A 23,442-nucleotide genomic window follows, 5' to 3' on the forward strand; every position below is an offset into this window, starting at 1 on the left:
GGTATTACTGGCCCGCCTGGATAGACTTCCGTTAAAAGCCCAACGGAGGGAAGACGACATGAACTGGCAGCCTTTTCGCGGCGATGCACCGGAAAATATGACGATTTTTAGCGCGTCATTTCCCGACGTCAGCGACCAGTGGCCGATGAAAGAAGACGCTGCCCGTGAGATCGCCTCCCTTGACCGCGCCCTGAAAGCCGAGCCAGCGCTCCGGCCGCCGAGCGTGGAATACGACGAAGGGGGGCAGGCCGTGCTTGTCCCGCAGAACCGCTATTCCGAACAGGCCTTCCGCAACCGCCCGGCGCTTGCCGCGTGGCGAACCCGGCTTGTCCCCTCCGCGCTGGCGCTGTTTGTGGTGCAAAACCCGCTGGAAGACCGCCTGCCCGACGGCACAAAAATGGACAGCGACAGCCGCCAGTGGTTTATCCACGCTAACGATGCGGTTGGCGTGCGTTCCCGCGCCCGGGTGCTGGCCGCGCTGGTGGATAAGTACATTCATAATGAGAGCGAGAACAACTGGGTCAGCCTCGCGAGCGGCGCCGCCATCCCGGTGCTGGAGGCGCTGCGCGAAGCAAAGCTCGACGGCCAACAGGTCTATCTCACGCTGGTGGACAAAGACCCGGTGGCCCTCAGCTGGGCCGAAACCATGGCGGCTCAGGAAGGCATTGTGGTGGGCGAACAGCTGACGCTGCTCAGGCGCAACCTGCTCCATACCCTGGTGCGTAACGAGGACCTGCTGCTGGAGCTGGGCGAACATCAGGCCGAACTGGTCGACGCGCTGGGGATCTTCGAATACTTCAACGATACCGATGCGGTGATTTTTCTCCAGCGCGCGCTGCGGCTGGTCAAACCCGGCGGGGCGGTGATTGTGTCGAACATGCTGACCAGCAGCCCGCAAATTGACTTTGTTCTGAGGGGTATCGGCTGGGAGGATATTTACCCGAGGTCGTTACAGCAGCTGCAAAATATTCACCTCGCGGCGGGCGTGCCGGTGGAAAACGTCACCGTGGTAGTACCGAAGGACGGGGTGTATGCGGTGATGGAGATTAGGGTAGGGGATGAAAAACCGCACGGTCAGTTCCCTCTCCCTGAGGGAGAGGGTTAGGGTGAGGGGGGACAGGGCGCTACAATATTTACCGTTCCTCAGTTGTTCGGTTTACCCGAACAACTGCCATGAAGGATTAGCTGGTTTCTTTATTCTCACTGTCTGTTGGGGATTCTTGTTTTTCATGCTCTATCTGCTGACCTGTCTCCTGAACCAACTTCCGGGCCATTTCCCTGATACGCTCTCGACTTTCAGATGTACGAGAGTTTATAACTTCATTTAAGGTCTTCAGTTTATTGCCTCCATGCTTCTGGATACTTGATTTAATCGCCGCGCTCTATAATGATCTCCCCATGAAAATTGAAACCGCACTCCCCTCACACTTCGAACGTTTGGTCGCGATCTGGGAATCCTCCGTCCGCGCCACCCATCACTTTTTACAGGAAAGCGATATCGCGGCGCTGCGCCCGCTGTTGCTCAACGCCTATCTACCCAATCTCAAGGTCGTGATCGCTCGCGATGACGCAGGCGTTATTCAAGGCTTTTTAGGCGTGGATGAAAACCGCATTGAAATGCTGTTTGTTGATGACGCGAGCCGGGGAAAGGGCGTCGGGAAATTGCTGCTTAAACACGCCATCGCAGAGTTTGGCGCGAACGAAGTGGACGTGAATGAGCAGAACCCGCAGGGCGTGGGATTTTATCGCCATATGGGGTTTGAGCAGGTCGGACGCTCGGAACTGGACGGGCAGGGGAATCCGTTTCCGTTGCTGCATATGCGGTTGGGTGAGTATAAATAATCAGTAGATAATTTAAAACGTTACCGTAATTTCTTAGGGATATAATTATACACTTATCATTCATTAAAAAAATAATTGTATTAAGTTACGGTGATATTAATATAGCTCTCGCAAAAGGAGAGCGCAGATGAGCGATGGAATAAAAATTGGCGGAGTGCGACTGCTAACGCTCGGTGAAATTAACCTTGCCAAAACGCTTTATGGTTTAAGTATTCGTTATAATGAAGTGTGGATTCATCGGGGAAGTTATTTGCCCTTCAATATGCAGAATTTCAGAACCGCAATGACGCCAAACGGTGAGATTTACTTTATGGAAGGTACGTATGAAAACGACTTTTCCATGTCCCATCAAAGAATGTCTCGTATCGTCGGAGCACATCTTTTTCTGCATGAAATGATGCATGTTTGGCAGCATCAGCACGGTATGATGGTACGCCTTCGTGGAGCATTCTCCTGGGCTGTCGACTATTCCTACCATTTAGATAAACATCACTTGCTTGATTACGGTCTCGAGCAACAAGCCTCTATCGTCAGTGATTTCTGGCTACTCAATACCTATGGATTTGATCTCCGCAGCAACCTGCATAAGCTCATTGATTACGACCCGTCGGAACCAAAACAGAATCTTCTCAGGCGGTATGAAGCTGTTTTAGGAGATTTTCCACAGTGAAACTAAAAATTCTATTCATTCCGATTATCTCAATGTTGACCGGTTGTCCGGGTGAAAACCTGAATATTCCTGAGCAGCGAACGATCATGATAAATGGCAATCATTTTTGTTTTAGTGTTGACGAAAAAGATATTTTGAATGGATATACTATTTCGTCTATGCAACACGGTGAATATAAAGAGTTTGCGGCCGAATTTCAAAGGCGTTCATATCCAGATAGTTGTATCGAGATTGCCCTACCAGCTGGCTATGCCTATGAAATCTCTTATACCTTGAATGAGCGAAATTATTACTATCCATTTTTCAAGGATAATGACGGCAGAGTCATAAATTATCATTAAGAGGAAAGTCAATGTCATTACCCGCATACATGTTTCTTTATGATGAAAATGGAAACCCGATCAAAGGCAGCTGCAACGTTTCGGGCAGAGAAGGCGCGATTGAGATCCTTAACAGCAATTACCACATCCATCAGGTTTGCAGCGCCAGTACGGGCAATCTTATGGGGGCCAGAGAACATGGGGCATTCACTATCCATAAGCAGATCGACAAAACGTTGCCTTACTTTGCGGATGCCTTATGTCAAAGCAAAAGGCTACAGAAAGCGGTTATCCACTACTATGATGTGAACGAAGCAGGATTTGAATTCGAGGTGTACCGCATAACGCTGGATAGTATCGTGATTATGTCTGTCGATGCTGCCCATACCTGGGTTCCGGGGGCGCCTGGTCATAATATGATGGAAAGCATCGGGATCCGTTATCGCGGTATCGAGTGGTTTTATCTGGAGGGACATATTAAATATGAGGATCACTGGAATAAGGTGCCTCAGTGATGCTGTAAGTGAAGATTGGATCCCTCTCCCCTGAAGGAGAGGGATTTATAAAACTAATTACTGGTAATTTGCCCGATGATTACGCCATGTACTTTTTCGCCATCGAAGTAATACGAGACCGTATTACTCTGGATGAATCCATTCTGTACTGGCGTCTCCTGATAAAAAAGCATCGCTTTCTTTTTGGCTATCTCTTTCTTGCCGAACAATGCGACTAAATTGCCATGCGTCGCATTTAATAATGGAACATTAGCGACCGAGACTCTGACAGGTTCCGTTGTTTTAGCACACTCGTGATGGATGCCATCTTTGGCTATAACTAGCGCAGTTAGCAATCCTGCACCCATTTCGTTATCAGAAATGAACCAGTAATTCGTGTCATCGTCGTCATGAAGGCAGACCCAGCGTGCGGAACTGTCTTTGTTAACTGGTGTGCTGGAGATGTCTGCCAGATGAGTAACCTCCATTTGCACGGTTTTCTTACCGATGGTGATGATTGGAGTAAGGGGCATTGTTGTTGAAATTTGCGTCAGCGAGCCGTCTTCATCGTAATATCGAGTCGCGAAGCCGGTCATTTCCGTTGCTGAGACGTGCGAACTGACTGCAACGAGTAATGGCAATAAACAAAATAAATGCTTCATTTGACAATCAATACCGTATCGTTGCTTTTCCAGATACTCCTTCTGGCACTAAGGGGAGCAATGATGCAGCCCTCTGAAGAGTCGTCGGGGTGCAAACTGCTTTTACCATGTATTTTAAATGAGTCTCTACCACACATATCATTTGTCGAGTAGGGCGTGAGGCTGAGAGTATATTTCCCAGTATGGGCTGAATTATGAGGGGACCCAATAGTGTAGGTACCTCGTGGCAGCGGTCCGCTGTTTTTTACACATTCTTGTGACGGATCGTTTTTGTAACCACTAGCTCCTGCGTAATCTGCATCAAATTGGTAGACACCATCCAGATAAAATTTATGCTCTTTTACATCATATTCCCAGGACATACTTTCTCCTTAAGCGCGTTCTTTCCAGGTATCATAGTGAATGATGTTTCCATCAATGTAGTGCCATGTGATTTTTTCATATGTCAGATCTACATATTCATGGTGTGTATAGTGTTGGTTTTGCGGGTGTTTAATGTCAAACATGATAGGTTCAATTTGAACAACTTTTGCATTTTCTAACGTTGTCTTAAAGTAAGCCTCTTCAAGTCCGTTATAGTTGATTCTGTAAAATATAAATTCTGCTTTTTTTAGTGTTTGCCCAGTGCACAAGGCTTTGTATAGATAAGAGGATGATGAATCAATCTCTTTCATGAATGCATAGGTACTACAAATGCGTTTTGCAGTGCTTTTACCGGAGAATTTATCTATAGGTTGTTCTATAGAATGCATAAATTCAATCACTTCTATTGAACCTTCGCGATCTTTTATATCGACAGATCCATTAATCCTCCGGCCTGAATCATCCTCGAGCCATAAGTAAACAGGTATAGCCATCTCAATCTCCTTTTATAGAGTGAGGGAAACTACTCTTCATTATGGATTTAAATTGTGACTTTCATTTCAAAATAGAAAAGAAAATATGGAAGTGGGGCTTAAAATTTCTCTTTGCGATATATTGTTTTCTCAGATATTTTTTCAAAAACTATAACGTTGAATTATGATTTCGTTGCCATCGTAAGATAAATGCTAAGTAAAAATAGCATCAGGTATTGAAACGATGAATGTCATCAAATATTGAACTTGTAAGTTAGCATTACATGTTGGGTTCGATTGCTTTTTGGATGTCATGGAAGAAATCTGGCATTCCATAATGTGTTTTATGTTGGCTGCATGCCCAGCAGCCAACTTGATAACAGCGGGAACGGTTATGATAATTGCAGGCTCGCCAGCGTGTTCTCGATCTGGCATAACTTTGCTTTAGTGCGTTTGTAATCGTCCAGAATCCTTTGCTCCTGCTCGTTATACGCCACCAGAACGATGCACCCTTTCATCACTTTTATCGTGACCTGCTGTCCGGTATCAAAACCTGCCGCACGCAGCCACTTGCCGGAAAGGATGATTTTCGGCGTGGATTTGTCGAAAACATTCGGGCGGTATCCCACAATTAACGAACGCTCGGTTCCGGATTGGTCGGTGTCTGGGGTAGAATGCGAATCAGCCATAATCAACTCCTTGATAGTTGGTGAGGTTAGCTCTCGTCCGGTATTGCGAGTACCTGGCGAGGGCGTTTTAATTTGAGGTTTTCGTATGTTAAGGTACGTACCTCAGTGATGATATCTTGCTCTTGTAGGTACGTACATGTCAACTGCTAAACGTGACCCTAACAAATCTAAATCCGGAAAAGCACCGACGTTCCAGATGCGTATTACGCCGGAGTTGAAGGAACAGTTTGAGGCTGCTGCGAAGGCTGAGGGGATGAGTTTAGGGAATTGGCTCAAGACCTTAGGAAGAAAAGAACTTCAACGATTAGGTCTTGAGGCGGGATAGTCAAAATGGCGTATTATTGATAAAATTAATTACTTGGTGAGCTCGTTGTCTTTCAGAAGGATTGGTTGTCTTAATTTTTAAATATCCTTCCTCGCTTAGTTCAAAAGATAATCTTTCTGTATCCAGAAGTGAAATAAGGGTGTCCACTTTCTCAGAAGGGAAATCTTTGACCTCGATTTTTATAAATTTAGAAAACATTGTAGGATTGATTTTTATTTCTGTGTTTGTTTCTTTCATAGAGTTCATCATGAAAGGGACAGACATTTGTATATGCAACAATGAGCTTTTTATCGAGTCAATATCTCTAATTAAAGCTTCTTCAGCGCTAAGTTTATCAAGTTTTATTTTCTTTCTTTCAAAGGAACCAAAGTTTTTCAAAATAGGGCTCACACCTTTGTCCCCATTTTGAATAAATTCTTCATGGGTTTTAACTATTTTTTTCTTAAGTTTCTCTTTGAAGATTTGTATTTCTCCATAACGTAGATCTTTCGGATACGGCAAATGCTCGATGGTCCCTGAGTCAAAACAATAGTCTGTTAGGCTATCTTTAATTATAATTACTGGTTTGTCGAAAGCTATTCTCATTCCCAGTTCAAACATAACATTTGGATTTCTTGAACTTACATCACAAATAATAATATCATCTTCATTAAGATTGTTAACTATTCTCGAGTGTATGGTTGTTATGGTATCACCATCGCTTACAATCCTTTTTTTACTAATTCCCAAGTCAGATGTTACAGAATCTAAAATAGTTAAAACATCCTTCCAGTGGCTTTCAGGATAGCCGTCGGTTCTAGCTATTGGCATCACATAGCCACATGTTATATCTTCAATTTTTTTTTCGGCAGACATATTTATATCACTATGATGTGAAGAAAATGGAAATGACAGTAAGCGTTTAGGAAAATAGAAACTTTTGGCGGAAGATCACAGGAGTCGAACCTGCCCGGGAACGCTGGCGTCCCCAACTGGATTTGAAGTCCAGCCACCTCACCGGAGATGACGATCTTCCGCGCCTCGATTGCTACATGGAGGCGGGGCGCATTATAGCTACTTTCAGGCATTTACCACATACCCCGACACACTTTTTTCACCTCTCTTTTGACCTGTACACCCCTGTTTCAGTTAATTCCTAAGAAAATCCTCATGTTAGCCCCCCGTGCTCTCAACATTTACCGCGATCACAAAAAACAAGAAACGTAATCTGCTAACCAGAAAACGCAATACCCGCTCCTGAAACAATGGTTTAAAACTTTGTAACCGGTCTCAGCGCCCCCTACAGCGTGAAGGATAAAAAAAGATGAGCGAAGTTTTGTCAGTAAAAGAGAAGATTGGTTACGGCATGGGAGATGCCGCCAGCCACATCATTTTTGATAACGTTATGTTGTACATGATGTTCTTCTACACCGATATTTTCGGCATTCCCGCCGGGTTTGTCGGGACCATGTTCCTGCTGGCGCGCGCGCTGGATGCGATATCCGACCCGTGCATGGGCCTGATTGCTGACCGCACCCGCAGCCGCTGGGGCAAGTTCCGTCCGTGGATTTTGTTTGGTGCCATCCCGTTCGGCATCGTCTGCGTGCTGGCCTACACCACGCCGGACCTCAGCCTCAACGGCAAAATGATTTACGCCGCCGTTACCTACACCCTGCTGACCCTGCTCTATACCGTGGTCAACATCCCGTACTGCGCGCTCGGCGGCGTGATCACCAACGACCCGACGCAGCGTATCTCCCTTCAGTCCTGGCGCTTTGTGCTGGCAACGGCAGGCGGCATGCTCTCCACGGTGCTGATGATGCCGCTGGTGAACCTGATTGGCGGTGACGATAAAGCGTTCGGCTTCCAGGGCGGCATCGCCGTGCTGTCGGTGGTCGCGTTCCTGATGCTGGCGTTCTGCTTCTTCACCACCAAAGAGCGCATCCAGGTGCCGCCGAGCACCACCTCCATGCGGGAAGACCTGCGCGACATCTGGCACAACGACCAGTGGCGCATCGTTGGCGTGCTCACCATTCTCAACATCCTCGCCGTCTGCGTGCGCGGCGGGGCGATGATGTACTACTGCACCTGGATCATGGGCTCGCCGGAGGTGTTCGTCGCGTTCCTCACCACCTACTGCGTCGGCAACCTGATCGGCTCCGCGCTGGCGAAACCGCTCACCGACTGGAAGTGCAAGGTCAGCATCTTCTGGTGGACCAACGCCGCGCTGGCGGTGGTCAGCGTGGCGATGTTCTTCGTCCCGATGCACGCCACCGTGCTGATGTTCGCCTTTATCTTCGTCATCGGCGTGCTGCACCAGCTGGTGACGCCGATTCAGTGGGTGATGATGTCCGATACCGTCGACTACGGCGAATGGACCAACGGCAAGCGCCTGACCGGCATCAGCTTTGCGGGCACGCTGTTCGTGCTGAAGCTTGGCCTGGCGCTGGGCGGGGCGATGATCGGCTGGATGCTGGCAGGCGGCGGCTACGACGCGGCAGCCAAAACCCAGAACAGCGCGACCATCAGCATCATTATCGGCCTGTTTACCCTGGCCCCGGCGGTCTGCTACGTGCTGAGCGCCATCATCGCCAAACGCTACTACACGCTGAAAACCCCTTTCCTGACCAAAATCATGGGCGAGCTGGCGCAGGGCGCGCGCCGCAATCAGCAGGAGTTTGAAACTCTGCCGGTCAGCAAAGAATTACAGAACTAAGAGGACGAGAGTATGAAAATCAGTGATGGAAACTGGCTTATTCAACCGGGTCTGAACGTGACCTATCCGGTGCAGGTGTTCGACGTGGAGCAGCAGGACAATGACCTGGTGGTGTTTGTTGCGCCGCGCGACGTGCGCGAACGCACCTGGCAGCTCGACACGTTGATGTTCACGGTGCGCCTGTTTGCCCCGCAGGAAGGGATTGTCGGGGTACGCATCGAGCACTTCCAGGGCGCGCTGAATAATGGCCCGCACTATCCGCTGAACGTTCTGAAAGACGTGAAGGTAGAGATCGAAAACAACGCCGAGTTTGCCGAGCTGAAAAGCGGCAGCGTCAGCGTCCGCGTCACCAAAGGCGAGTTCTGGGCGCTGGATTTCCTGCGCAACGGCCAGCGCATTACCGGCAGCCAGCTAAAAAATAACGGCTACGTGCAGGACAGCAATACCGACCACAATTACGTGTTCGAACGTCTGGATCTGGGCGTGGGGGAAACGGTCTACGGTCTGGGTGAGCGCTTTACCGCGCTGGTGCGCAACGGCCAGACGGTCGAAACCTGGAATCGCGACGGCGGCACCAGCACCGAGCAGTCCTACAAAAATATCCCGTTCTACCTGACCAATCGCGGCTACGGCGTGCTGGTGAATCATCCCGAGAACGTCTCGTTTGAAGTCGGTTCCGAGAAGGTCTCCAAAGTGCAGTTCAGCGTGGAAGGAGAATATCTCGAGTACTTCGTGATCGACGGCCCGACGCCGAAAGAGGTGCTGAACCGCTATACGCAGTTCACCGGGCGTCCGGCGCTGCCGCCTGCCTGGTCGTTCGGCCTGTGGCTGACCACCTCGTTCACTACCAACTACGACGAAGCGACGGTAAACAGCTTTATCGACGGCATGGCCGAGCGCGACCTGCCGCTGCACGTCTTCCACTTCGACTGCTTCTGGATGAAGGCCTTCCAGTGGTGCGACTTCGAGTGGGACCCGGTGACCTTCCCGGATCCGGAAGGGATGATCCGACGCCTGAAGGAGAAAGGGCTGAAGGTCTGCGTATGGATTAACCCGTACATCGGCCAGAAATCCCCGATCTTCCGGGAGCTGAAAGAGAAGGGCTACCTGCTCAAGCGCCCGGACGGCTCTCTGTGGCAGTGGGACAAATGGCAGCCCGGGCTGGCGATTTACGACTTCACCAACCCGGACGCGTGCCGGTGGTATGCCGACAGGCTGAAAGGCCTGGTGGATATCGGCGTCGACTGCTTTAAGACCGACTTCGGCGAGCGTATCCCGACGGACGTGCAGTGGTTTGACGGGTCCGATCCGCAGAAGATGCACAACCACTACGCCTACATCTATAACGAGCTGGTGTGGAACGTGCTGAAAGAAACGGTGGGGGAAGAAGAGGCGGTGCTGTTTGCCCGCTCCGCGTCCGTCGGCGCACAGCAGTTCCCGGTGCACTGGGGCGGCGACTGCTACGCCAACTATGAATCCATGGCCGAAAGCCTGCGCGGCGGGCTGTCGATTGGCCTGTCCGGCTTTGGGTTCTGGAGCCACGATATCGGCGGGTTCGAAAACACCGCTCCGGCGCACGTCTACAAACGCTGGTGCGCGTTCGGGCTTTTCTCCAGCCACAGCCGCCTGCACGGCAGCAAATCCTACCGCGTGCCGTGGGCGTACGATGACGAGTCCTGCGACGTGGTGCGCCACTTCACCCAGCTGAAGTGCCAGCTGATGCCGTATCTGTATCGTCAGGCGGCGCTGGCGCGCGAGTTCGGCACGCCGATGCTGCGCGCGATGATGCTGGAGTTCCCGGACGATCCGGCGTGCGATTACCTCGACCGCCAGTACATGCTGGGGGATTCGGTGATGGTCGCGCCGGTGTTCTCCGAGGCGGGGGACGTGCAGTTTTATCTGCCGGAAGGACGCTGGACGCACCTGTGGCACAACGACGAAATTCAGGGCAGCCGCTGGCATAAGCAACAGCACGATTTTATGAGCCTGCCGGTCTACGTGCGCGATAACACCCTGCTGGCGCTGGGCAGCAACAACCAGAAGCCGGACTACGCGTGGAATGAGGGGACGGCCTTCCAGCTGTTTAACCTGAACGACGGCGCAACGGCGGTGAGCGAAGTGCCTGCGGCGGACGGCTCCGTGGCGTTTACGCTGAAGGCGTCACGTCGGGGCGACATCGTGACCTTTACCGGTGCGGGAGACGCGCAAAACTGGTCGGTGTGCTTGCGCAACGTGCAGAAGGTGAGCGGCGTGAAAGGCGGTTCACACGCGGGCAGCGAGTGGGGTGTGGTGGTGAAAGCGGAGGGGGATGAGGTGGTGGTTTACCTCTGAGCCGTAAAAATGCCCGGTGGCGCTTCGTTTACCGGGCCTACGATAATTGTGCGGTCTGATGCCCTCACCCTGACCCTCTCCCACAGGGAGAGGGAACAAACATCAAAAACGGCAACAGGGTTGCCGTTTTGCATTTACCTTGCGCCACCCGGCTTGTTTATTGCGCCGGTGTCGAAACCACACCGCCCGTCATCGTCTGCTGCACCTGCTGTTTATCCATATTCACCGCGTTCAGCTTGCCGTTCACCGTTGGCTTCAACGGTGCGCTGGCCTGCACGCTGCCGCTGGCGGTGAGCTGAATATTGCCGTCGCCCGTAATCGGCAGCGCAGGCCAGCCCCACTGCTGCAGCACGTTGAGCGGCACGCCGCGCCCGTTCAGGCTCACCGTGGTCTGCCGCTGCGGGAGCTGTGAAACCGTTGCCGTGGCTTCCAGAATACCTTTCTCGGTAAAGGCGCTCAGGTCGGTAATGTTCACCGTGGCGGCGTTGGCATTCAGCGCCAGCGACGGACGGCGCACGTCCACGCGGTTAAAGGTTGCGGCCGCACCGTTCAGGGTTGCGCTGCCGCCCCAGATACCCCACTGGCGATCTTTCACCAGCTGCAGGTTTGCGCCATAGCCGTCCAGAGAGGTGATCTGCCACGGGAAGGCGGGATCGATATCGATCACCAGGTTGCGGCTCAGGCCGAATTTTTGCAGCGTGACGCTGTTCAGCCATTCCGGTAGAGGCTCCATCCACAGCGTTTTCCAGTTTTCAGGCAGGGTGTACTCCAGCCCGGCGATGGCGACATCGTCCAGCACCAGCGCTTTACCGTCGCGCAGCCAGCTGCCGGAGGTGCGTACCATGCCGCCTTCCCACCGGGAGGTGAACTGACGCAGCGCCATGCCCTGTGGGGAAAACTCCGCATTCAGGATCGGGTCGAAAAGATGCAGCGAGCCGTAGATAAACTCGCTGGCGTTCATGGACAGGCGTCCTTCCTGGCTCTGCCAGTCGCCTTTGCTGAGAGTCAGGTTGCGCAGGCTTAAGTCGAGATCGGTCACCGCCCAGTCCGGGCCCTGAAGCCGGGCGTCGGTCACGTCCAGACGACCAATCTGCAGAGAGGGGATGGTGGCCAGCGGCGCGAAGAACGCCATCAGCGTTTTATCGCTCTGCAGGCGGATCTCGTTCAGGCGCATGGTGTCGATAATCCAGCTCCCGTCGGCGTTGCGCAGGGCGGAGCCGGTGAGTGAGCCACGGGCCATGTCGGCGCCAATTGTTTTCAGCACCACCTCCTTGCCGTTAAGCTGGCCCTCGATCAGCACGTTGGTGGCCGGTACGCCGTTCAGGGTCAGCGAGCCTGCGCTCATCTGAATCTGCGCGTTGTTCCCCAGCACGTTGCCCGCTTCCGGCTGCCACGGGCTGACGCCGCCAGTAACCTTCTGTGCGCTCAGGTCCCATTCGGTATTCGGGCTGTTAAAGGCCATGTTGTTCAGCTGCAGGCGATCCGCCTGGAAAGGCAGCGGTGCCGTCTGGGGCGAGAGATTCAGCGTGCCGTCGAACAGGGTGATGGTGTCCATATGCAGCGGATCGGTTATCTGGCGGCTGCTCAGGCCGATATCGACTTTTTTGGCTACCAGCGTGGCGGGTTTACCGTCCCGACCGAAGGTGACGTTTTCCAGAATGATGTGGGAAGGCGACGAAAAGCGGTGATTCATCTTGTCGAAACTGAGTTCGTAGTCGGTATTCACCGTCACCCAGCTGCTGACCTGAGACGCGCCCCAGCGGGTCTGGAGCAGAATATAGAGCGCCAGCATCACAATGAGCAGGGCTACCAGAAGATAGATGAGGAGCTTTCCAATAAATTTCATGGTCTTCCATCCCGCAAAACGCACATAAGGGAGTTATGCACGATTTATGCGCAATCCTCAAGGCGGGAATGGTGTAATTAGATGTCACGGCAGGCATTGACTGCCTGCCGTGAAGAGGATCAGTTCTTTTCAGGCGGGAAAATGAGGTTCAGTACGATAGCGGTGATACCGCCCGCGGCAATGCCGGAAGAGAGCAGGTTTTTCACCCAGTCAGGCGCAAACTGCAGGATCAGCGGCTGCTGGGAAACACCCAGACCGACGGCCAGCGACAGCGCGATAATCATGATCGCGCGGCGGTTCAGCGGCTCGCGGGAAACGATACGCACGCCGGAGGCCGCGATAGTCCCGAACATCACCAGCGTTGCGCCACCCAGCACCGGCTCAGGGATGTGCTGCACAAAGCCGCTTACTGCCGGGAACAGGCCGAGGACGATCAGCATCAGCGCCACCACAAAACCAACGTAGCGGCTGGCCACGCCGGTCAGCTGGATCACGCCGTTATTCTGACCGAAGCAGGAGTTCGGGAAGGTGTTGAATACCGCAGAGACAAACGAGTTCAGGCCGTTCGCCAGCACGCCGCCTTTCAGGCGCTTCATATACAGCGGGCCGGACACCGGCTGCTCGGAGACGTCGGAGGTGGCGGTGATGTCACCGATGGTCTCCAGAGAGGTGATCATAAAGACCAGCATCAGCGGCAGGAGCAGGCCCCAGTCAATGCCCAGCCCGTAGTACAGCGGCGTGGGGACGGTGATCAGCGCGCTGTTGGTCGGCGCGGTGTTCTCAGGCAGCATGCCCAGTGCCCACGCCAGCAGGTAACCCGCCGCCATGGCGATCACCAGCGAGGCGACGCGCAGGTAAGGGTTACGCTGACGGTTAAGCAGAATAATGATCGCCAGCACGACACCCGCCAGCAGCAGGTTTTTCGGCGCGCCGAAGGTGTGATCGCTCATTGCGGCATAGCCACCGCCGATGGAGGTCAGGCCCACCTGGATCAGCGACAGGCCGATAATCATTACGACGACGCCGGAAACCAGCGGGGTGATGACGCGGCGAGCCAGATGCAGAACGCGGGAGATCACCATCTCCGTACAGCTGGCCAGCATCAGCGTGCCGAACAGCGCCGCCATCATGGTCGGAACATCCGCACCGCCGGTTTTCAGCGCCGTACCGCCCATGATCAGCGGTGCCACGAAGTTAAAGCTGGTGCCCTGAATCGACAATAATCCCGACCCTACCGGACCCCACGCTTTAATTTGAATAATCGAGGCCACGCCGGAGGCGAAGAGAGACATGCTGATAATGTGCTGCGTGTCCTGCGCCGGTAAACCGAGCGCCTGGCAAATCAGCAGCGCCGGGGTGATCACCGCAACAAACATCGCCAGAAGATGCTGGCAGGCGGCGAAAAGCGTTTGCGGCAGCGGCGGGCGGTCTTCAAGGCGGTAAATCAGTTCGCTATTTTGCTTCTGCGCAATCGGTTGCGCATCGGGCGACTCTATGGTGTTAACGGACATCGGCGGCAATCCCACGGTGGAAAAGCGGGCATTTTATCTGACCACCTGGTAAAAGCAAACGATTGCCAGCAAAAAAAGGGAAGAAAATCTGCCGCTGTGAGCAGGTTTTCTACAACGCATCGGGAAAAAAAATTACACTTTTTCGCGCCGGGAGCTCATGAAGAGCGCAAACCGGCCCAGGATAACGCCGCGAGTGTATGGAACACGCGCAAAACAGGAGCCTTCTATGATTCATCTCGATACGTTGTCGACACTTGTTGCCGCAACGCTGGTCTTACTGCTTGGCCGTAAGCTGGTACATAGCGTTTCCCTTCTGAAGAAATACACCATTCCTGAACCTGTCGCCGGTGGCCTGCTGGTGGCGCTGGCCCTGCTGATACTGAAAAAAAGCATGGGCTGGGAAATCGATTTTGATATGTCCCTGAAGGACCCGCTGATGCTGGCCTTCTTTGCCACCATCGGCCTGAACGCTAACCTGGCGAGCCTGCGGGCGGGCGGTAAAGTGCTCGGCGTATTCCTGATTGTGGTGGTGGGGCTGCTGCTAATGCAAAACGCTATCGGCATCGGGATGGCGACGCTGCTGGGGCTGGATCCGCTGATGGGGCTGCTGGCGGGGTCGATTACCCTTTCGGGCGGTCACGGAACCGGGGCCGCATGGAGCAAGCTGTTCATCGAACGCTACGGGTTTGAAAACGCGACGGAAGTGGCGATGGCCTGTGCGACCTTTGGTCTGGTGCTGGGTGGCCTGATTGGCGGCCCGGTGGCGCGGTATCTGGTTAAACACTCCACCACGCCGAACGGCAGGCCTGACGATGAGCTGGTGCCGACCGCGTTCGAAAAGCCGGACGTCGGGCGCAGCATTACCTCGCTGGTGCTGATTGAAACCATCGCGACGATCGCCATCTGCCTGACCGTGGGCAAAGTGGTTGCGCAATGGCTGGCGGGCTCAGCGTTTGAACTGCCGACGTTTGTCTGCGTGCTGTTTATCGGGGTGATCCTGAGCAACGGTCTGGCGCTGATGGGCTTCTACCGCGTATTTGAACGGGCGGTATCGGTGCTCGGCAACGTCTGCCTGTCGCTGTTCCTGGCGATGGCGCTGATGAGCCTCAAGCTGTGGGAACTAGCCTCTCTGGCGCTGCCGATGGTGGCCATTCTGGCGGTGCAGGCGCTGTTTATGGCTCTATACGCCATATTTGTCACGTGGCGTATGATGGGCAAAAACTACGATGCGGCGGTGCTGGCTGCGGGTCACTGCGGGTTTGGCCTGGGGGCTACCCCAACGGCTATCGCCAACATGCAGGCGATCACCGAACGGTTCGGGCCATCGCACATGGCGTTTCTGGTGGTCCCGATGGTCGGGGCGTTCTTTATTGATATCGTCAACGCGCTGGTGATTAAGCTGTACCTGATGCTGCCGATGTTTGCCTGAAATCAGGCGTTGGAATAGCGCTCGGTTTCCGGCATCCAGCGCTCAATTAACGCTGCCGCCTGTTCGGGGTAGCGTTCATGAATATGTCGTGCAAGGCGCTGAACTTCGGGGATCATCGCCTGATCGCGCAGCAAATCCGCCACTTTGAATTCCGCGTTCCCCGTCTGACGCGTGCCGAGCAGTTCGCCCGGGCCGCGGATCTCCAGGTCTTTTTGCGCAATCACAAAACCGTCGTTGCTGTCGCGCAGCACCTGCAACCGCATCTGGGCGGTTTTCGAGAGCGGGGCTTTATAGAGCAGTACGCAGTGGGACGCTACCGCGCCACGGCCAACGCGCCCGCGCAGCTGGTGGAGCTGGGCAAGGCCGAGACGTTCCGGGTTTTCGATGATCATCAGGCTGGAATTCGGGACGTCCACGCCGACTTCGATCACCGTGGTGGCGATCAGCAGATGCAAATCACCCTGTTTGAACGACTGCATCACCGCCTGTTTTTCGGCGGGCTTCATGCGTCCGTGAACCAGACCCACGTTCAGCTCCGGCAGCGCCAGCTTAAGCTCTTCCCACGTGGCTTCGGCAGCCTGCGCTTCCAGCAGTTCAGACTCTTCAATCAGCGTACAGACCCAGTAGGCCTGACGCCCTTCGTGGGTGCAGGCGTTGCGCACGCGGTCGATGATATCGCTGCGGCGCGTGTCAGGAATGGCGACCGTTGTGACCGGCGTACGGCCCGGCGGCAGTTCGTCGATGGTGGAGGTATCCAGATCGGCGTAGGCGGTCATCGCCAGGGTGCGCGGGATCGGCGTGGCGGTCATGATCAGCTGATGCGGGTGGAAGCCCTGCTGCAGGCCTTTCTCCCACAGTGCCAGACGCTGATGCACGCCGAAGCGGTGCTGCTCGTCGATAATCACCAGCGCAAGACCGTTAAACTGCACCTGCTCCTGGAAGATGGCGTGCGTGCCGACAATCATCTGCACCTGCCCGCTGGCAATAGCCTCCTGTTGCGCAAGGCGCGCTTTGCCTTTTTGCTTCCCGGCAAGCCAGCCCACTTCAATCCCCAGGGGCGCAAACCAGGCGCGGAAATTGTTGGCGTGCTGTTCTGCCAGCAGCTCGGTCGGCGCCATCAGCGCCACCTGCTTACCGTGGGCAATCGCGCGCAGGGCCGCCAGCGCGGCAACCAGCGTTTTACCGGAACCTACGTCGCCCTGCACCAGGCGCATCATCGGCACGTCGAGCGCCATATCGCGTTCGATTTCGGCGGTGACGCGCGCCTGCGCGCCGGTGGGTTTAAACGGCAGCGAGGCCAGCAGCTTATCTTTGAGCTCATCATGCGGGCTTAAGGGCTGGGCGTGGAAACGCTGCGCGCCCGCGCGAAGCGCCAGCATGCTCAGGTTATGTGCCAGTAATTCCTCAAGGATAAGACGCTGTTGGGCGGGGTGTTTGCCGCTTTCTAAATCGCTGAGCTGCAGCGTTGGCGGCGGGCGGTGCAGGGTGCGCAGCGCCTCGGGCAGGCTCATCATGCCCTGCGCCAGCTCGGGCGGCAGCAGCTCGGTAATGGCGCAGGTATCCAGCAGCTCCAGCGCCTGATCGGTGAGCTTACGCAGCGTCGCCTGCTTGATGCCTTCGGTCGTTGGGTAAACCGGGGTGAGCGTCTCCTGCATTTCCGGCGTGCTGAGATCGCCCTGCACGCGGTACTCCGGGTGGATCATCTCTGCGCCGTATTTCCCGCGTTTGGCTTCGCCATAGGCCAGCACCCTGCGGCCCGTCGCCAGGCTGTTTTTCATCGCCGCGCTGAAGTTGAAAAAACGCATGGTGAGAATGCCGGTGCCGTCGCTGATCTGACAGGTCATCATCCGGCGTCCGCCGAAGGTGATGTTGCAGTTCAGGACTTCGCCTTCAACGGTGGCGTAAATGGCGGGAAGGAGATCGCCAATCTTGTAGAGCTGGGTGCGGTCTTCGTAACGCAGGGGGAGGTGAAGCAGGAGATCCTGCACGGTGTGCAGGCCAATTTTTGCCAGCTTATTGCTTTGCGCCGCGCCCACGCCCGTCAGGCTGTTAAGCGGGATGGCATCCAGCAGGCGGCCTTTCATCGCTTACCCGGCGTACTGCATGGTGGCCCACCACTCGGCATCGGCTTCAATTTCGCCCTGCGCGTTGACGTGGGGGTAAGGCAATTTTTTCTGCTTCGCAACGCGAGCCAGCACCGGATAACCGCCTTCAAACAGCAGGCGCTGCTGTTCCTCTTCCGGCAGCATGCTGTTGCTGCGCTCGTACATCCCGGCGTTCTGACGCTGGCGCTGCGCTTCATACAGAATGAGCGCGGACGCCACGGAGACGTTGAGAGACTGGACCATGCCGATCATCGGAATGATGATGTCCCGATCCGCCAGATCCAGCGCTTCCTGGGTGATCCCGGTTTTCTCCTGACCCATCAAAATGCAGGTCGGGCGGGTGTAGTCGATCTCGCGGAAATCTACGGCTTTAGCGGACAGGTTAGTGGCCAGGATCTGCATCCCGCGCCCTTTCAGGTGCGATACGGCTTCGCCAATGGTGTGATGATTTTTGACAGACACCCAGCTGTTGCTGCCTGCCGCCGCCGAGACCGTATTTCGCATACGGCCGTCCGGCCAGACGGCGTGCACTTCATGCACACCGACGGCATCTGCGGTACGGACGATAGCAGAGACGTTATGAGGTTTATGCACCTGCTCCATGCAGACCGTCAGGTCAGGCTGACGCCTGGCGAGCATTTCGCAGATACGTGCATAACGTTGTGAATTCATAAACCTAGTTTCGGTTTCGGGTGACTTTAATCACGTCCGGCATGACGCGGATCTTGCGCATAATATTCGCTAGATGCACGCGGTCGCGGGCGGTCAGACGAATAAAGGCGCTGTACACGCGGCCATCTTTTTCTTCCGTATTCAGGCTCTGAATATTGGAAGAGGCCGTGTTGATCGCTGCCGTCAGGTTCGCCAGGGCACCCTGGTGGTTGAACATATCCACCTTAATTTCGGTGATAAATTCCTGCGCGGTCTCTTTATCCCACTCGACCGCCATAAATTTCTCGGCTTCTTTCTGGTAGCCGCGAATGTTACGACAGGACTCGTGGTGGATAACCAGCCCTTTGCCCGGGCTGACGTGCGCAATAATCGGGTCGCCAGGAATTGGACGACAGCATTTTGCGAAGGTGATCAGCACCCCGTCCGCGCCTTTAATCGGCAAGTGTCCGTGGCTTTGCGTCGTTGCAGGCACCGCTGTCGTGTCGCCTTGCTGCAGGTTCTTCGCCACCACCACGCTCATGGCGTTGCCGAGGCCAATCTCTGCCAGCAGGTCATCAAGCGACGCGAGCTTCATGCGCTCCAGCTCACGCTGGATGTTCTCCTGCGGAATTTCAGCCAGCTTACGGCTGCCGCCCAACGCGTGGTTGAGCAGACGACGCCCCAGGCTGACGGAATCATCGCGCTTGAGGTTTTTCAGCAGCTGGCGAATTTTGGCGCGCGCTTTGGAGCTCACGACAAAGTTCAGCCAGGCCGCGTTAGGACGTGCGCCCGGCGCGGTAATAATTTCTACCGTCTGGCCGCTGGAGAGCGGCTGAGACAGCGGATAAGGCTGTCTGTCGACGCGTGCGCCGACGCAGGCATGCCCGATATCGGTATGCACGGCGTAAGCGAAGTCGACCGGCGTTGCGCCCGCAGGCAGTTCGACAATGCGACCTTCTGGGGTGAAAACGTAAATCTCATCCGGGAAGAGATCGGATTTAACGCTCTCGATAAATTCAAACGAGCTTCCCGCACTCTGCTGAAGCTCCAGCAGGCTCTGCATCCAGCGCTGGGCGCGGATTTGTGCGGTCGTGCTGCTTTCGCCACCGTGCTCTTTATACGCCCAGTGTGCGGCAACACCCATCTCTGCCATCTGGTCCATGTCTTCGGTGCGGATCTGCACCTCAACAGGCACGCCGTGCGGACCGATCATCGAGGTGTGCAAAGATTGATAGCCGTTCGCTTTTGGAATGGCGATGTAATCTTTCATACGCCCTGGACGCGGTTTGTAGAGGCTGTGCATCTGCCCCAGCACGCGATAGCAGGTGTCCGAGTCGTGGACAATGACGCGGAAGGCGTAGATGTCCATGATCGAGTGAAAACGCTGCTCTTTGAGCACCATTTTGCAGTAGATGGAGTACAAATGTTTCTCGCGACCGCTGACGCGGCACGGGATCCCCGCTTCCTGTAAGCGCCCTTCGATTTCAGAGAGGATTTTTTGAATCATCTCTTTACGGTTACCGCGTGCGGCTTTCACCACCTCTTTAATCACGCGATAGCGGTTCGGGTACAACGCTTCAAAACCCAGCTCTTCCAGCTCGGTTTTAATGTGATGAATACCTAAACGGTGCGCCAGCGGGCTGTAGATTTCGAGGGTTTCACGGGCAATGCGGCGACGTTTATCCGGGCGAAGTGAGCCCAGCGTGCGCATGTTGTGGGTACGGTCAGCGAGTTTGATGAGAATGACGCGGATATCCTGCACCATCGCCATAATCATCTTGCGGAAGTTTTCGGCTTGCGCCTCTTTCTTGTCGCGGAAATTCAGCTTATCAAGCTTAGAGACCCCTTCCACCAGTTCGGCAACGCTTTTGCCAAACAGCTGTTCCATGTCCTGATAGGTGGCAGGGGTATCTTCGATCACGTCGTGCAGCAGAGCGGCCATCAGCGTTTCGTAGTCGAGTTTCATCTCGGCCAGAATACAGGCCACCGCTACCGGGTGCGTGATATAGGGTTCACCGCTTGAACGTGTCTGGCCCTCGTGAGCGTCACGTGCAACGAGATACGCCTGCTGAAGACGCTTAATCTGGTCTTCAGGCAGGTAGGTTTGAATCAGTTGATTCAGGCTTTCAAACAGATACAAGGGCGACCCGCAGGTTTAATTAACGACGACCTTCAGCAATAGCGGTTACGGCCTGCAGTTCTGCGGCTTCCTGCTCTTGCTGCTCCTGGCGCTCACGCACGTCGAGGATCTGGTTGTTGATCAGACCTTCTTCGATTTCGCGAAGTGCAATGACGGTGGTTTTATCGTTTTCTTCCGGTACCAGCGGATCTTTACCGCCTACCTGCATCTGACGAGCGCGACGCGCGGCGACCAGCACCAGGTCAAAACGGTTACCAATTTTCTCTACAGCGTCCTGAACAGTTACGCGTGCCATACTTAAAATGCTCCACAGGTGAAGAAATGACTGGGCATGATACTGAAAGTGGGTTCAGTCTGCCAACAGTTTGGTGATTAATGCGTCATGTCGCTGCTTCTGGCGGCTCATACGCAGACGTTCTGCACGAAGAATGGTTTTGAGATCGCTCAATGCGGCATCAAAATCATCATTCACAATAAGGTAATCATATTCCGCGTAATGGCTCATTTCTGCAACAGCCTGTTCCATACGCTTTGCGATCACTTCTTCGCTGTCCTGACCGCGGCCACGCAGGCGGCGATCCAGCTCATCTTTCGATGGCGGTAAAATAAAGATACTGCGCGAGTCAGGCATTTTCTTGCGAATTTGCTGTGCGCCCTGCCAGTCGATATCCAGGAACACATTCACGCCCGTGGCCAGAACCTGCTCAATGGTTTCACGCGAGGTACCGTAGTAATTACCGAATACTTCAGCGTGTTCAAGAAACGCGTCTCTGCCGATCATCGCTCTGAATTCGTCGTGATCCACAAAGAAATAGTGTTCACCGTGCACTTCACCCGGACGCGGCTGGCGCGTGGTGTGAGAAACAGAAACCTGTGTGTCGTACAACGGTTGGGTTTTTAACAGTGCCTGAATAAGGCTGGATTTACCCGCGCCACTAGGGGCAGAAACAATATAAAGCGTGCCTTGAGCCATGAGAGTCTTTTGTATGTGTTAACGAAGAAGTCCTACATACGGGCTTATTATACACGTCGGCGCACCGTGACGTAGCCTTTGTCACACTTTTTCCCCTGGATTATTGAATTTTGCGTGCCGTTTTCAGGTTTTATCTGTGGTTTTCAGCAACCAAAAGAAATCCCGGATAGCGTCTCGCATTGTGAAACGTTGCCGTTAGCGTTGTTTCAGGCATCCGGGTATACCTCCTGCAATGCAAAGGAGGGGTAGCGATGTGGCGATGGGTAAGCGGGTTAATGCTGTTGTGGTGTGGCTATGGCGCGGCGGTATGTCCAGTGTGGTCGCAGGCAAAAGCAGAGAAAGAGATGGCGTCGTTAAGCGCGCAAATCAAACGCTGGGATGAGGCTTACTGGAAGCAGGGCGTGAGCGAGATCAACGACGAGGTTTACGACCAGCTTCACGGGCGATTAACGCAGTGGCAGCGCTGTTTTGGCGGTGAGCCTTCAGAAGAGAAACTCCCCGCGCTGACGGGGAGCGTAAAACACCCTGTTGCACACACGGGCGTGCATAAGGTGGCCAGCAAAGAGGAGCTGAGGCAGTGGATGCGTGCCCGACAGCATCTGTGGCTGCAGCCGAAAGTTGACGGCGTGGCGGTAACGTTGGTCTATCGTGACGGAAAGTTAACCCAGGCCATCAGCCGCGGTGATGGCCTGAAAGGGGAAGACTGGACCGAGAAGGTGCGTTTAATCCCGTCGGTTCCGCAAAAGCTCACCGGCGTGCTGGCGAATAGCGTCTTACAGGGCGAGCTTTTCTGGTTACGTGACAACCACATTCAGAACCAGATGGGCGGAATGAACGCTCGCGCAAAGGTGGCGGGGGCGATGATGAGGCAAAAGGATAACGCGCTATTAAGCATGATCGGCGTATTCATCTGGGCCTGGCCGGACGGACCGAAAGATATGCAGACATCTTTAGCTGAACTGTCTCAGGCCGGTTTTACGCTGTCGGCACGGTACACGCTTCCCGCTAAATCTGTTGATACCGTCGAGAAACAGCGCGCGGCCTGGCACGCGACCGCATTACCCTTTGCCACGGATGGCATTGTGGTGCGTTCGGAAGATGAACCCGCGGGCGAAGGTTGGTTACCGGGAGAAGGCAGCTGGGTTGTCGCTTGGAAATATCCTCCTGCAGCCCAGGTCGCTGAGGTGAGAGATATTCATTTTTCCGTAGGGAGAACGGGTAAAATTTCTGTTGTAGCAGCGCTGGAACCCGTGCAACTGGATGATAAACAGGTGCAGCGGGTGAGTCTGGGCTCGGTTGGGCGCTGGCAGAGGCTGGATATTGCCCCGGGGGACCAGATACAGGTCAGCCTGGCCGGGCAGGGTATCCCCCGGTTTGATAAGGTGCTCTGGCGCGGGACGGACAGGCATAAGCCAGAGCCTCCGGCCCCGCGCTATCATGCTCTTAGCTGTTTCTATGCTTCGCCGGAGTGTATGGAGCAGTTCTTTGCCCGGCTGACGTGGCTCAGCTCAAAGCAGGTCTTTGATATTGAAGGATTAGGCGAATCAGGCTGGCGGGCCCTCTGGCAGGCGCATCGTTTTGAACATCTCTTTTCATGGCTGTTATTAACACAGGCGCAGCTGCAGACTACACCGGGGTTTTCCTCAGCACGCGGGCTGGCGCTCTGGCACCGATTTAATCTGGTGCGCGAAAAACCGTTTATCCGCTGGCTCATGGCATTGGGTGTGCCAATGACGCAGGCTTCGCTGAAGGCGATGGGAGACATATCGTGGCAGGAGATGAGCGGGCGCAACGCAAAGGACTGGCAGGCCCTGCCGGGAACGGGAGAGGAGAAAGCGCGACAAATCGTTAACTGGATGCACGCGCCTCAGATTGATGTGCTGGCGAAATGGCTCGCTGAACAGCACATCAACGGGTTCTGAA

Annotated in this window: 22 protein-coding genes and 1 tRNA gene; 10 read left to right on the forward strand and 13 right to left on the reverse strand. The window is 54.6% G+C overall.

What is annotated here, in order from left to right; translation table 11 throughout:
* Positions 1 to 58: 58 nt before the first annotated feature.
* The 5 genes from AC2TE5_RS00390 (at position 59) to AC2TE5_RS00410 (ending at position 3,347) form a co-directional block, all read left to right on the forward strand.
* Positions 59 to 1,105 carry a class I SAM-dependent methyltransferase gene (locus AC2TE5_RS00390; protein ID WP_484612463.1) on the forward strand — a complete coding sequence of 349 codons (1,047 nt, stop codon included), beginning with the start codon at positions 59 to 61 and terminating at the stop codon, positions 1,103 to 1,105.
* A gap of 293 nt (positions 1,106 to 1,398) precedes the next feature.
* Positions 1,399 to 1,842: an acetyltransferase gene (locus tag AC2TE5_RS00395; RefSeq protein WP_484612464.1), complete on the forward strand. Its 444-nt coding sequence runs from the start codon at positions 1,399 to 1,401 to the stop codon at positions 1,840 to 1,842.
* A 127-nt stretch (positions 1,843 to 1,969) separates the two neighbouring features.
* Positions 1,970 to 2,512: a type IV secretion protein Rhs gene (locus AC2TE5_RS00400; RefSeq protein ID WP_484612465.1), complete on the forward strand. Its 543-nt coding sequence runs from the start codon at positions 1,970 to 1,972 to the stop codon at positions 2,510 to 2,512.
* A complete protein-coding gene (locus AC2TE5_RS00405) occupies positions 2,509 to 2,853 on the forward strand; it encodes a putative T6SS immunity periplasmic lipoprotein (RefSeq protein WP_224435036.1) in 345 nt (114 codons plus the stop codon). Before AC2TE5_RS00400 ends, AC2TE5_RS00405 begins: the two co-directional genes overlap by 4 nt.
* Before the next feature lie 11 nt (positions 2,854 to 2,864).
* On the forward strand, positions 2,865 to 3,347 hold the full coding sequence (locus AC2TE5_RS00410; RefSeq protein ID WP_484612466.1) for an Hcp family type VI secretion system effector: 483 nt from the start codon (positions 2,865 to 2,867) through the stop codon (positions 3,345 to 3,347).
* 53 nt (positions 3,348 to 3,400) lie between these two features.
* Here the strand turns inward: AC2TE5_RS00410 and AC2TE5_RS00415 are convergent, their stop codons facing one another.
* From AC2TE5_RS00415 to AC2TE5_RS00430, 4 genes are all read right to left on the reverse strand, one after another.
* On the reverse strand, positions 3,401 to 3,988 hold the full coding sequence (locus AC2TE5_RS00415) for a hypothetical protein (protein ID WP_484612467.1): 588 nt from the start codon (positions 3,986 to 3,988) through the stop codon (positions 3,401 to 3,403).
* Complete coding sequence (locus AC2TE5_RS00420) at positions 3,985 to 4,350, reverse strand: tlde1 domain-containing protein (protein WP_072051083.1); 366 nt, start codon at positions 4,348 to 4,350, stop codon at positions 3,985 to 3,987. The genes AC2TE5_RS00415 and AC2TE5_RS00420 overlap by 4 nt, the downstream gene beginning before the upstream one ends.
* 9 nt (positions 4,351 to 4,359) lie before the next feature.
* Positions 4,360 to 4,845 carry a type VI secretion system tube protein TssD gene (tssD, locus tag AC2TE5_RS00425; RefSeq protein ID WP_484612468.1) on the reverse strand — a complete coding sequence of 162 codons (486 nt, stop codon included), beginning with the start codon at positions 4,843 to 4,845 and terminating at the stop codon, positions 4,360 to 4,362.
* Between the two features lie 371 nt (positions 4,846 to 5,216).
* The gene (locus tag AC2TE5_RS00430) at positions 5,217 to 5,513 is read right to left on the reverse strand and encodes a SymE family type I addiction module toxin (RefSeq protein ID WP_484612469.1); all 297 of its coding nucleotides are present in this window, start codon (positions 5,511 to 5,513) and stop codon (positions 5,217 to 5,219) included.
* A gap of 136 nt (positions 5,514 to 5,649) precedes the next feature.
* Here AC2TE5_RS00430 and AC2TE5_RS00435 point away from each other — a divergent pair, with 136 nt between their 5' ends.
* A complete protein-coding gene (locus tag AC2TE5_RS00435) occupies positions 5,650 to 5,838 on the forward strand; it encodes a toxin-antitoxin system HicB family antitoxin (RefSeq protein WP_484612470.1) in 189 nt (62 codons plus the stop codon).
* On the opposite strand, the gene AC2TE5_RS00440 is transcribed toward AC2TE5_RS00435, so the two are convergent.
* A complete protein-coding gene (locus AC2TE5_RS00440) occupies positions 5,839 to 6,693 on the reverse strand; it encodes a hypothetical protein (protein ID WP_484612471.1) in 855 nt (284 codons plus the stop codon).
* Positions 6,694 to 6,758: 65 nt separating this feature from the next.
* A tRNA-Sec gene (locus tag AC2TE5_RS00445) sits at positions 6,759 to 6,853 on the reverse strand.
* Positions 6,854 to 7,141: 288 nt separating this feature from the next.
* Between AC2TE5_RS00445 and AC2TE5_RS00450 the strand changes: the two genes are divergently transcribed.
* Together AC2TE5_RS00450 and yicI are read left to right on the forward strand one after the other, a co-directional pair.
* The gene (locus AC2TE5_RS00450; protein WP_484612472.1) at positions 7,142 to 8,533 is read left to right on the forward strand and encodes a glycoside-pentoside-hexuronide family transporter; all 1,392 of its coding nucleotides are present in this window, start codon (positions 7,142 to 7,144) and stop codon (positions 8,531 to 8,533) included.
* A 12-nt stretch (positions 8,534 to 8,545) separates the two neighbouring features.
* Positions 8,546 to 10,864 (forward strand): alpha-xylosidase, encoded by a 2,319-nt coding sequence (gene yicI, locus AC2TE5_RS00455; RefSeq protein ID WP_484612473.1) that lies wholly within the window; start codon positions 8,546 to 8,548, stop codon positions 10,862 to 10,864.
* A 157-nt stretch (positions 10,865 to 11,021) separates the two neighbouring features.
* Here yicI and AC2TE5_RS00460 read toward each other — a convergent pair whose 3' ends face one another.
* Positions 11,022 to 12,710 (reverse strand): AsmA family protein, encoded by a 1,689-nt coding sequence (locus AC2TE5_RS00460; protein WP_484612474.1) that lies wholly within the window; start codon positions 12,708 to 12,710, stop codon positions 11,022 to 11,024.
* A gap of 119 nt (positions 12,711 to 12,829) precedes the next feature.
* On the reverse strand, positions 12,830 to 14,221 hold the full coding sequence (gene xanP / locus AC2TE5_RS00465) for a xanthine/proton symporter XanP (RefSeq protein ID WP_196352861.1): 1,392 nt from the start codon (positions 14,219 to 14,221) through the stop codon (positions 12,830 to 12,832).
* Between the two features lie 226 nt (positions 14,222 to 14,447).
* Here xanP and gltS point away from each other — a divergent pair, with 226 nt between their 5' ends.
* The gene (gltS, locus tag AC2TE5_RS00470; protein WP_063145642.1) at positions 14,448 to 15,650 is read left to right on the forward strand and encodes a sodium/glutamate symporter; all 1,203 of its coding nucleotides are present in this window, start codon (positions 14,448 to 14,450) and stop codon (positions 15,648 to 15,650) included.
* Between the two features lie 2 nt (positions 15,651 to 15,652).
* Here the strand turns inward: gltS and recG are convergent, their stop codons facing one another.
* Genes recG through gmk form a run of 5 tightly spaced genes read right to left on the reverse strand, consistent with a single transcriptional unit; the run spans position 15,653 to position 21,519 of the window.
* Positions 15,653 to 17,734 carry an ATP-dependent DNA helicase RecG gene (recG, locus tag AC2TE5_RS00475; RefSeq protein ID WP_484612475.1) on the reverse strand — a complete coding sequence of 694 codons (2,082 nt, stop codon included), beginning with the start codon at positions 17,732 to 17,734 and terminating at the stop codon, positions 15,653 to 15,655.
* Positions 17,735 to 17,737: 3 nt separating this feature from the next.
* On the reverse strand, positions 17,738 to 18,427 hold the full coding sequence (trmH, locus tag AC2TE5_RS00480; RefSeq protein WP_024906644.1) for a tRNA (guanosine(18)-2'-O)-methyltransferase TrmH: 690 nt from the start codon (positions 18,425 to 18,427) through the stop codon (positions 17,738 to 17,740).
* Positions 18,428 to 18,431: 4 nt separating this feature from the next.
* The gene (gene spoT, locus AC2TE5_RS00485; protein WP_213330097.1) at positions 18,432 to 20,546 is read right to left on the reverse strand and encodes a bifunctional GTP diphosphokinase/guanosine-3',5'-bis pyrophosphate 3'-pyrophosphohydrolase; all 2,115 of its coding nucleotides are present in this window, start codon (positions 20,544 to 20,546) and stop codon (positions 18,432 to 18,434) included.
* 19 nt (positions 20,547 to 20,565) lie between these two features.
* The gene (rpoZ, locus tag AC2TE5_RS00490; protein ID WP_000135058.1) at positions 20,566 to 20,841 is read right to left on the reverse strand and encodes a DNA-directed RNA polymerase subunit omega; all 276 of its coding nucleotides are present in this window, start codon (positions 20,839 to 20,841) and stop codon (positions 20,566 to 20,568) included.
* 54 nt (positions 20,842 to 20,895) lie between these two features.
* On the reverse strand, positions 20,896 to 21,519 hold the full coding sequence (gene gmk / locus AC2TE5_RS00495; RefSeq protein ID WP_008502674.1) for a guanylate kinase: 624 nt from the start codon (positions 21,517 to 21,519) through the stop codon (positions 20,896 to 20,898).
* Between the two features lie 251 nt (positions 21,520 to 21,770).
* Between gmk and ligB the strand changes: the two genes are divergently transcribed.
* Positions 21,771 to 23,441, forward strand: a complete 1,671-nt coding sequence (gene ligB, locus AC2TE5_RS00500; RefSeq protein WP_484612476.1) for an NAD-dependent DNA ligase LigB — start codon at positions 21,771 to 21,773, stop codon at positions 23,439 to 23,441.
* Position 23,442: the final 1 nt, after the last annotated feature.

Source organism: Enterobacter sp. N5-15 (assembly GCF_057221635.1).